This is a genomic window from Candidatus Poribacteria bacterium (assembly GCA_021295755.1).
GTDB lineage: Bacteria > Poribacteria > WGA-4E > WGA-4E > PCPOR2b > PCPOR2b.
The window spans coordinates 577-9,766 of record JAGWBT010000123.1 but is presented as its reverse complement, the minus strand read 5'-3'; the positions used below and the strand labels follow the sequence as shown (position 1 = coordinate 9,766).

Genomic DNA, 9,190 nt, shown 5'->3' with positions numbered 1-9,190 from the left:
TAGGCCAGTAGCTCGAACGGCTAGAGCGTCGGTCTCCAAAACCGAATGTTGGGGGTTCGAATCCCTCCTGGCCTGTCCTTTTTACTTTTGAAAACCTATGATAACACGTATAAAAACATTTATTCGAGATATTCGGGCTGAATGGGATAAAGTCTCCAAGCCGGACCGGAAGGAAGTACAAGGCAATACACTTGTAGTAATTGTGGCTTGTGCAATTCTGGGGGTTTTCCTCTGGATAGTTGATGGCAATACGGAATATCCTAACTGGGGTTCTGCATACGGCATAGTTTTACTGGTTGCAATTGTTGTCTGCGTAACCGTGGTTGCAAGACGCTATTCACCAAGATGGCCGATCGCGTTTTTAGTCTCGTTGATTCCGTTGATAGCTATGGCTGTTGCCTATTTTGCCCTTGACTACTCTATCGAAGGGTTCGGATTTGCGTTGTTGCGCAGCCTATTTATTAAGACAGGTTAATCCGCAGATAAGTCTAACTGATTTCAAACGTAGGTGTGCTATGGACGGTTTTTGGTATATTCTTCATATCTATTCTGGGCATGAAAAGAAGGTAAAACTAAATCTTGAGCAGCGGGCGCGAGCCTTGAAGTTAGATGAGGAAGTTCGCCAAGTAATTGTTCCTACTAAAGAGGTTGTAGAAATCAAAAACGGGAAGAAACGGACGTTTGAGCGTCCATCTTACCCCGGCTACCTCCTCGTCCAGACAGCAAACGAACTTCGCGCGGATGCGCCGAACGAGTCGAGTCAGCAGAGTTGGCACCTCATTCAGGATACGCCGAGTGTCATGGATATTCTTTCCTCACTCACTGAGGAAGAGGTTCAACACATTCTGGATCTGTCAACGGATGAAGAGAAAAAGCCGGCAGCTCCGATGTTAGAGCATGCGGTTGGTGATAAGGTCCGTGTGATTGATGGTCCGTTTAAGGAATTTCCGGCGGAGATTAATGGGATTGACCAGGATAGACAACGTCTACATTTGACGATTTCTATCTTAGGCAGGTCTACACCGATAGAGTTGGATCATTTCCAGGTAGAAAAGATATAGGATTAAGGAGATATAGATGGCTAAAAAGGTTGCCGGGGAGGTTAAACTTCAACTGATATCTGGGCAGGCAACGCCGAACCCACCAGTGGGTCCAAGCCTCGCCCCTTATATGATTAATATCCCGGAATTTATCAAATCCTTTAACGGTCGGACGCAGGATCAACAGGGATTGGTGGTTACGACTGTTGTCACCTGTTACGCAGATCGATCGTTCACTTTTGAGGTCAAATCGCCACCGACAGCTGTGTTATTGAAGGACGCAGCAAAGTTAGCAAAAGGATCCGGCGAACCTAACCGAAATAAGGTTGCTTCCGTAACGTCGACACAGGTTGAGGAGATAGCTCAAACGAAGTTGCCAGATCTGAATACAACTAGCTTAGAGTCTGCGGTGCGAATGGTCGCGGGTACTGCGCGCAGCATGGGAATTACAGTTGATCAATAATTGTTGGGGAGGTAACGAATGGGCAGAAGAGGAAAAAGGTACCGCGAAGGCGCGGACCTAGTTGATCGCATGAAGTTATACGAACTAGATGAGGGTGTGCAATTATTAAAGAAATCTGCGTCCGCAAAGTTTGAAGAGACGGTAGATTTGGCGGTGCATCTTGGTGTGGATCCGCGTCATGCGGATCAGAATATCCGCGGCACTGTTTCTTTACCACACGGCACCGGTCAGGAGATCCGGGTTGCAGTCTTCGCGCAAGGAGACAAGGCGCGCGAGGCAGAAGAGGCTGGCGCCGACGCGGTTGGTGCAGACGATCTCGTTGACAAGATTGTCGATGGCTGGATGGAGTTTGACACAACAATCGCGACACCTGATTTGATGCGGACCATCATGCCGAAGTTGGGGCGGATTCTCGGACCGAGAGGTCTGATGCCCAACGCCAAAGCGGGAACCGTCACGATGGATGTGGCGGAGACCATCGGTACCATTAAGGCTGGGCAGATTGAGTATCGAGTGGAGAAGGAGTCTGGTGTGATCCATGCACCTGTTGGGAAGGCTTCGTTTGAAGAAAATCAAATTAGGGAGAACATTCAAGCGGTGATGGGTGCCTTGGTACGTGCCCGTCCGTCTTCTATAAAGGGCAGGTATTTGAGGACTATTGCTGTCTCATCGACGATGGGGGTAGGCATTCGTCTGGAGCCGGCACAGTTTAGCTAAAATTAAATACATTATATCGACTTTAGGTGTCGTCGTAGACAGTGGGTGCAACTTTGCTTAAATGAGGATTCAGCCTACCGAGGCGGACTGGATACGCTCCAATTTCTGCTTTTGTGCCAGAATTGACGGAAATTGGGCGGGTACGTTCCATAGATGTGGAAATAAAGCCTCCTATACGACAGGAGGTTTTTTTTTGCGTATGGGACGAATGATTGATTTGAAGGGAGAGGGTATCGAATGCCTAACGAGAAAAACATTCAACAGGTAGAACGCATTCGAGAAGATTTCCAGAACTCGGAAGTTGTTATCTTGACAGAATATCAAGGATTGACTGTTGAAGAGATAACCGAGTTGCGAGATAAGTGTCGTGAGGCGGAAATCCAATATAAGGTTTATAAGAATACACTTATCGGTGTTGTCGCTGAAGAGTTAGAAATTGAAGGTTTAGAACCTTACCTTCAAGGGACAACCGCCCTTGCATTGAGCAACGATCCCGCTGCATCTGCAAAGATATTAAAAGAGTTTAGCGGGGAACATGATAATCTGAAAATTAAGGGTGGGATACTTGGTAAGCGGACGATTGACGGAACAGCGGCCGAAAAGCTGGTTGATATACCATCAAGAGAACAACTGATTGCGATGGCTGTTGGCGGTCTGAAGGCTCCCATTTCCGGATTCGTTAATGTCTTACATCAAGGTTCTCCGTTGACTGGGCTTGTTAATGTTTTGAATGGTTCACTGCGTCAAGTGACGACGGTACTACAGGCAGTCGCTGATCAGAAGAAAGCATCTGAATCAGCTTGATTTAGGTTGAACACGGTCTTCAGCATTCAGACAATAGTTGAGTGCTGATGGACTCTATTTTTTGAAAGAAAGGAACGAAACAATGGCTGATCTTGAAAAACTAATCGATGAGATTAGTGGTATGACAGTTTTAGAACTTTCCGAGTTGGTAAAAGCACTTGAAGATAAATTCGGTGTGAGTGCTGCCGCTGCTGCACCAATGATGGTGGCAGCCGGTGCAGTGCCCGGAGCTGCAGAAGGTGCTGCTGAAGCTGCCCCTGCAGAAGAGGAACAGACCGAGTTTGATGTCCAGTTGAAAGAGATTGGGCCGAATAAGATTCCGGTAATCAAAGAGGTACGTGCGGTCACTGGACTCGGGCTGAAAGAAGCCAAAGAGGCAGTTGAGTCTGCGCCCAATGTTATCAAGGAAGGCGTTAGCCAAGAAGAGGCTGAGGAGATTAAGGGCAAGTTGGAAGCTGTCGATGCAGTCGTAGAAATTGTCTAATCCTCAACTTTTTTCTCAACCTACACAAACCCATTGTGGTCTTATGGCTGCAATGGGTTTTTCTTTTTACACATAGGACTTACGCAGTTGAATGATGAGGTGTTTTAGCTCGATGCTTCATCGTCAATACGGGGCAAGATGCCCCGCCTACGATGGGTGTAGAGTCTGAACAGGACCCTCGACGCCCGATGAATCGGACAACTACAATCTGAAGTATCAGGTTTTATGTTTCGGGTAGTGAGTGTGGGGAGCTAACTGGAATGCTTCTTATCTTTTATATTGTTTTCACCCAATTAGCAGTCGGCGGTCTTGCGCTGCTGCTCATCATCCCCAAAGACCTGGTGGGACGTGGATTCTACCGACTCATGGCGCTGATTTATCTGCTCGTGATGGTCTTTGCGCGTTGTGCGCACTTGGGAATCAACGGCAATTCGGTCAGTTTTAGCAATTTCTTCCTCTCATGGCAGGGGCACGATTCGATTTTTGTGCTTGTCTTCTGTGGGTTACTCCTGCTATATACGATAAGTTTGTGGCTGAAGCAGTCTCTGATTAACCGTACTCTATTAATTGTGGGAGCAATCTGTGGCGTGATCTGGACGGTATACAGCGCACAGTCGTATGGAGAGTTCATTGACCTTCCTGCCGGCAAATTTCTGTTGTCCGCACAATTTCTTGTTTCCGCGATCTTATTAGGTTCTGTGAATAGCGGTATGTGGTTTGGGCATTGGTATCTCGTGACTCCCAACCTGCCCGTCAGCCACCTGAAACGGTTCAATCAGATCTTCTTGGTGTCGCTGCTTTTGTCAATCGCGTTCTTTGGGCTGAATGTGTTCCTTCGGTGGCAGGCGGTGGAGGTGACTCCGTTCAACTTTTTTCATCAAATTGCATTTTGGTTGCGGATTTTCCTGGGATTTGGCGGATCCGCGCTGCTATATATTATTATTTGGGATTGTCTGCGTGATAAATCAACGCAGCGGGATGTCGTTGGGGCGACACGCGCTGCCACGGGATTCCTCTACATTGCGATGTTGACGGTGTTTATAGGTGAGTTCTGTGGACGGCTGCTGCTTTTGGAGGTGCGATTTATCTTATGATTGTGGAAAATGAACCATACTCGGTCCAACCGCAGTAAAAATGTACCGAACCACGGGTCGGCACAGGAAGAGTTGCCACGAGTCAATGGTAGCGAGACCGCATGCGGAACGCGTATAATTATTGTGAAAACCGTCGGACTGCTCACGGCTTAAAGGGTTCTCCTGTTCGACGCAGCTCTTTGGTGATGGCAAGTTGGCAAGTCACGTAACCGCTTTGGCTATATCCGCGGCGGTTCAAGGCACCGGCAGCGTATCCCGGCCGGGCATCAGCGATCGTGCCTACAATGAGGTTCGCGTGTTCAGCTGTCGTATCGTATCGATCGGCAATCAACCCTACCATGTTTGCCCAGGCAATTTTCAGTGCTTCCTCCCAAGTCGCGCCCTTGCCAGTCGTGAGGATTTCATGAGTTGCCTCTACCAGCGTGGTGGTCTCTACCACCGGATTACTGGTCGGGAAGCCGGGCGAGCGGTCTACTTTTAAGGTGATCGCAGAGTCGATTTCGACCCCGGTGCCGGTTAACTCGCCGTCCCCCATCCGGGCGTGGACATCGCCTAAAGAGAGATAACCGCCGGGTTTCTGAGCGCGAATATGCAGGGTGCTGCCGGGTTGAACGGAATTAAAATCCATATTGCCGCCTAGGTCCATGGCACCCGCGTGTGGGGCGACCTCTTCTAACTGAACGACCCCAATCATCGGTCTAATCGGTACCACAAAGTCCGGTGGGAAATGGACCAACCCGTCCCGTACCGGAGCAATTAAACGCACGCTCCCCCAAAAAGGACCGCCGTTTCGGTAGAAGCCGTAAGGTCCCACCTTCATATCAATAATTTCTATCGCAACCCAATCGCCAGGCTCGATACCTTCAATCAGAAATGGGCCACCGGGACGAGACCCACGCGGCGTGGTGATATCTAACGGAGTACCCGGCTTGAGCTCCCCTGTAATGCTGATGTCCTGATCGTGTCCTCCGACTGTTTCAATAACAACGGTTTCGCCGAATTCCAGGGTGCCTCGGACTTGACCGCGTTCCGGATCATCGGGACCGGTATAGTAGGGTGTTCGAGTGAAGTGTCGCATAGGTTTTTATCTCCTTCGTTCAGGTTTGTGTTAATCCTTGCTTCCATTGTAGTTGAATTCAGATGCACCGTCAACAGCATTGTGTCGTACCTAGAAATTGCTTGCCTTCAAAACGGATCGGGGGTATACTGCCGCTGATTTTTCATAAATCGTCTAGTTTGACTTGGATAAGGAGCGGATCTTGCGCCAGAAATATTGTGCTATTTTCATCGGAATTTTTAGCTTGCTACTGATAGTGAGTTCGGTAAGTGCGGAGATTATCAGCCCGGAGGAGGCGATTGGCTTTCCCGTAGGGGCGGATTACAAGCTAGCACGTTGGGAGACTATCACCGACTATCTGCGATCACTGGCTGCGAGTTCGGATCGGGTGATTTTGGAGGAGCGTGGCAAAACTACCGAAGGACTCGACTTTGTGCTAGTCTTGATATCTTCGCCGGAAAATTTGGCGAACCTTGACCGCTATAAAGTAATCCAGCGGAAACTTGCCAATCCGCAGGAACACAGCTTAACGGAGTTAGAGCGACTAGCGCAAAAGGGAAAAGCGGTCGTCATGATTAGCTGCAACATCCATTCAACAGAGGTTGCGTCATCTCAGATGTCGATGGAGTTGGCTTATCAACTAGCGACGGAGAACACACCAAAGGTCGCAGAAATTTTAGACAACACGATCCTCCTGCTGATTCCGTCCGCAAACCCCGACGGACTGAACATGGTGGTCGACTGGTACGAGCACACTGTCAACACACCGTATGAAGGCGCACCGATGCCTTGGCTCTACCACAAATATACTGGACACGATAACAACCGGGATTGGTTCATGCTAACGCAGATCGAGACGCAGTTAGTGACCCAGATACTCTACGAAGAATGGTTCCCCCAGGTGGTTTACGATGTGCATCAGATGGGGAACAGGGGGGCGCGGTTCGTGATTCCACCTTACTTTCATCCCGTCAACCCGAATATCCCACCGCTGTTGCAGCGTGAGCTTGCCCTGATCGGTGCGCAGATGGCGCTGGATCTTACGTCGCAGGGTTTCACCGGCGTGTTGTCGAACGCTGTGTACGATACGTGGTGGCACGGCGGTTTTCGCACTGTACCCTATCGCCACAATATGATCGGAATTTTGACGGAAGCTGCAAGCGTCAACATCGCCTCGCCAATTTTTCAGCCGAAGTCGATTTTGAGGGGGCATCGACGGGGTTTGAGCGAATATGCGCAGCAGACCAACTTTCCTGAACCGTGGCCCGGTGGTTGGTGGCGGATGCGCGACATTATCGAATATGAGGAAGCGGCGGCGTATTCAATCCTATCGATTGTTGCGAGACAGAAAGAGATGTTTCTTACCAACTTTTATAAAATGGGGTTGGACGCTGTGGAAAAGGGTGAACAGGAACCGCCACGGGCATTTTTGGTGCCGACGGATCAGCGGGATATGGATACCACACTCAAGATGTTAGAGATTTTACAGCGTGGTGGTGTGAAGATCCATCGGGCGGACGCGAATTTTACAGCGGATGGTGTGGAATATCCCGCGGGGACTTATGTGGTTTCGATGGCGCAGCCGTTTCGGGCTCATGCCAAAGATCTTCTTGAGGTGCAATACTATCCTCGTCGTATCCCTGCGCCCGGCGCACCCCCGGAGCGTCCGTATGACATCGCAGGTTGGACGTTGCCGCTGCAGATGGGTGTCAAAGCCATCAAGGTGGTCAACGCGTTTGAGGCGGACTTAACACTCGTTGAGGAGATCCCGAAAGCGGCGGGTAAGCTCCACGTTGATGGGGTGGATTTCCAAGATGCGGTTGTCTATGTACTCCGAAACCGGGCGAACTTGGAAACCGTGGCCCTGAATCGGTTACTCCAAGAGGACAAATATACAATTTATCAACAGCAGAAGGAAACCGCGTGGAGGGACTTGCACCTGCCCCGCGGGACGATTATCCTTAAATCACCACGCATACCGGGGAGCGATTCCGCCGAATTGCGCTATTTTGCTGAATCCCTTGGGGTTGAAATTTATGCGCTAAATCAGCGTTACGTGGACCTCAAAGCAAAGTTGAGACAGCCGCGCTTAGGTCTCTATAAGCCGTGGGTGGCAAACATGGATGAGGGGTGGACTCGTTGGGTGCTGGAGGCGCATGAGTTTCCCTATCGTAATTTGACCGATGCGGAGATCCGTGCCGGAAGTTTAGCTGAATGGTATGACGCGATCATCCTACCGGATATGAGAGCGTCGAGGATGATTGCGGGCCACGCAGAAGGCAGTCTCCCGCTTGAGTATGTGGGCGGTATTGGGTTGGAGGGTGTAGCGAATCTTCGCACCTTTGTTGAACAGGGTGGTACACTCATCTGTTTGAACTGGGCAACGGAGGTGCCAATACGACATTTTGGGTTGGAGATCAGTAACGCCTTGGGATCGAGTCAATCGAATTCGCAGAAATCGACTGGGACGCAATTTTTCTGCCCCGGCTCGCTGCTGCGCGTTTTTGTTGAAACGAGTCATCCAATCGGTTACGGATTGGAGCGTGAGATGGCGGTCTTTTTCAAGTCGGGACCGGCATTTGAGGCGAGGGGCGGAAAAAGGGTTGCGATTTATCCCAACTTCAATCCACTCATGAGCGGCTGGATCGAGGGCGAGAAACGGATTCGTCAGAAAGGTGCGCTCTGGGATATCAAGCTGGGAAAAGGGCGTGTGGTTCTGTTTGGCTTCAAGCCACAACATCGGGCACAGTCGCACGGAACATTTAAGCTGTTGTTCAATGCGATTTACTACAGTGCTGTTGGGAAGTAGACATGCTAATGCCCCGCTGTTAGCCCTGCATAGACTTTTCGTCCTTCATTAAACAGGTGCAAAATTTCCTCTCGTTGTTCATCTTTGGTGAACTTGCCGATTCGACTGATCCAATCGATAGAATCGTCAATAGAGCGGACAAAGAACGCTGCGGACTCCTGTGCGATGCCGGGGGGACGACCTGTGCCGATTTGCACTGGACTGGTATGCGCGTATATCGCCTGTGCAAAGCTATCCCGCGCGTCGCCATAGGTGCGTGCAGCGATCCAGCCGTCTGCTTCAATTTCGATGTCAAATTCCCACTCGCCGTTCTGTTGCGGTGCGTCGTTGAACTCTTGACGTTGCGCGACGCTGCCGTTGTGGATTAGCTCTACGCGGTTAATCGGATAGTGTGAATTCCATGAGATCTGTCCTGATAGTTTACGGGCTGTTCCGTTTGGAGAGTCAATCCGTCCGCCGGGGATTGTACCGTCAACGGTAAGAAATAGTGCTGGTCCGTTCGTGATGAATGTATTTCCCGCCTGTAACCCCCGCAACCAGTTCTCGTAGGTAAATTCTTGGTCTGTTTGGACATAGACGCGGTTGTTTGAGCAGATAAACCAATCGGTGCCGGTTGATGCTGGTAACGAAATGCCACAGTTGAGCAGATGATACCAGATGTCATACTCTGGATCCGCCCAGAATGGGTCGAAGAGATTAAAGGCGTCTAGCTTGCCCAACGC

Annotated in this window: 10 protein-coding genes and 1 tRNA gene; 9 read left to right on the top strand and 2 right to left on the bottom strand. The window is 50.1% G+C overall.

The annotated features are described in order from the left end of the window. Position 1: 1 nt before the first annotated feature. The 8 genes from J4G02_16870 (at position 2) to J4G02_16835 (ending at position 4,602) form a co-directional block, all read left to right on the top strand. A tRNA-Trp gene (locus J4G02_16870) sits at positions 2–75 on the top strand. A gap of 22 nt (positions 76–97) precedes the next feature. Continuing rightward, the gene (secE, locus tag J4G02_16865; protein ID MCE2396227.1) at positions 98–475 is read left to right on the top strand and encodes a preprotein translocase subunit SecE; all 378 of its coding nucleotides are present in this window, start codon (positions 98–100) and stop codon (positions 473–475) included. A 40-nt stretch (positions 476–515) separates the two neighbouring features. Further along, positions 516–1,061 carry a transcription termination/antitermination factor NusG gene (gene nusG / locus J4G02_16860; GenBank protein MCE2396226.1) on the top strand — a complete coding sequence of 182 codons (546 nt, stop codon included), beginning with the start codon at positions 516–518 and terminating at the stop codon, positions 1,059–1,061. 16 nt (positions 1,062–1,077) lie between these two features. Continuing rightward, positions 1,078–1,503: a 50S ribosomal protein L11 gene (gene rplK, locus J4G02_16855; GenBank protein ID MCE2396225.1), complete on the top strand. Its 426-nt coding sequence runs from the start codon at positions 1,078–1,080 to the stop codon at positions 1,501–1,503. Positions 1,504–1,521: 18 nt separating this feature from the next. Then, entirely contained in the window at positions 1,522–2,220 is a 699-nt protein-coding gene (gene rplA, locus J4G02_16850; protein ID MCE2396224.1) for a 50S ribosomal protein L1, read from the top strand. A gap of 237 nt (positions 2,221–2,457) precedes the next feature. Beyond that, positions 2,458–3,024, top strand: coding sequence for a 50S ribosomal protein L10 (locus tag J4G02_16845; protein ID MCE2396223.1), 567 nt, complete (start codon positions 2,458–2,460; stop codon positions 3,022–3,024). A gap of 82 nt (positions 3,025–3,106) precedes the next feature. After that, the gene (gene rplL / locus J4G02_16840) at positions 3,107–3,508 is read left to right on the top strand and encodes a 50S ribosomal protein L7/L12 (GenBank protein MCE2396222.1); all 402 of its coding nucleotides are present in this window, start codon (positions 3,107–3,109) and stop codon (positions 3,506–3,508) included. Positions 3,509–3,768: 260 nt separating this feature from the next. Next, complete coding sequence (locus J4G02_16835; protein MCE2396221.1) at positions 3,769–4,602, top strand: hypothetical protein; 834 nt, start codon at positions 3,769–3,771, stop codon at positions 4,600–4,602. 142 nt (positions 4,603–4,744) lie between these two features. Here J4G02_16835 and J4G02_16830 read toward each other — a convergent pair whose 3' ends face one another. After that, entirely contained in the window at positions 4,745–5,680 is a 936-nt protein-coding gene (locus tag J4G02_16830) for an acetamidase/formamidase family protein (GenBank protein MCE2396220.1), read from the bottom strand. 181 nt (positions 5,681–5,861) lie between these two features. Here J4G02_16830 and J4G02_16825 point away from each other — a divergent pair, with 181 nt between their 5' ends. Further along, positions 5,862–8,468, top strand: a complete 2,607-nt coding sequence (locus tag J4G02_16825) for a hypothetical protein (GenBank protein ID MCE2396219.1) — start codon at positions 5,862–5,864, stop codon at positions 8,466–8,468. Between the two features lie 5 nt (positions 8,469–8,473). Here J4G02_16825 and J4G02_16820 read toward each other — a convergent pair. Then, the coding region (locus J4G02_16820) for a CehA/McbA family metallohydrolase (protein MCE2396218.1) at positions 8,474–9,190 on the bottom strand (717 nt) is incomplete at its 5' end.

What these genes read in the sequence shown, in the direction of transcription:
- secE (MCE2396227.1), top strand. Translation starts at nt 98, where the DNA reads ATGATAACACGTATAAAAACATTTATTCGAGATATTCGGGCTGAATGG.
- nusG (MCE2396226.1), top strand. Translation starts at nt 516, where the DNA reads ATGGACGGTTTTTGGTATATTCTTCATATCTATTCTGGGCATGAAAAG.
- rplK (MCE2396225.1), top strand. Translation starts at nt 1,078, where the DNA reads ATGGCTAAAAAGGTTGCCGGGGAGGTTAAACTTCAACTGATATCTGGG.
- rplA (MCE2396224.1), top strand. Translation starts at nt 1,522, where the DNA reads ATGGGCAGAAGAGGAAAAAGGTACCGCGAAGGCGCGGACCTAGTTGAT.
- J4G02_16845 (MCE2396223.1), top strand. Translation starts at nt 2,458, where the DNA reads ATGCCTAACGAGAAAAACATTCAACAGGTAGAACGCATTCGAGAAGAT.
- rplL (MCE2396222.1), top strand. Translation starts at nt 3,107, where the DNA reads ATGGCTGATCTTGAAAAACTAATCGATGAGATTAGTGGTATGACAGTT.
- J4G02_16835 (MCE2396221.1), top strand. Translation starts at nt 3,769, where the DNA reads ATGCTTCTTATCTTTTATATTGTTTTCACCCAATTAGCAGTCGGCGGT.
- J4G02_16830 (MCE2396220.1), bottom strand. Translation starts at nt 5,680, where the DNA reads ATGCGACACTTCACTCGAACACCCTACTATACCGGTCCCGATGATCCG.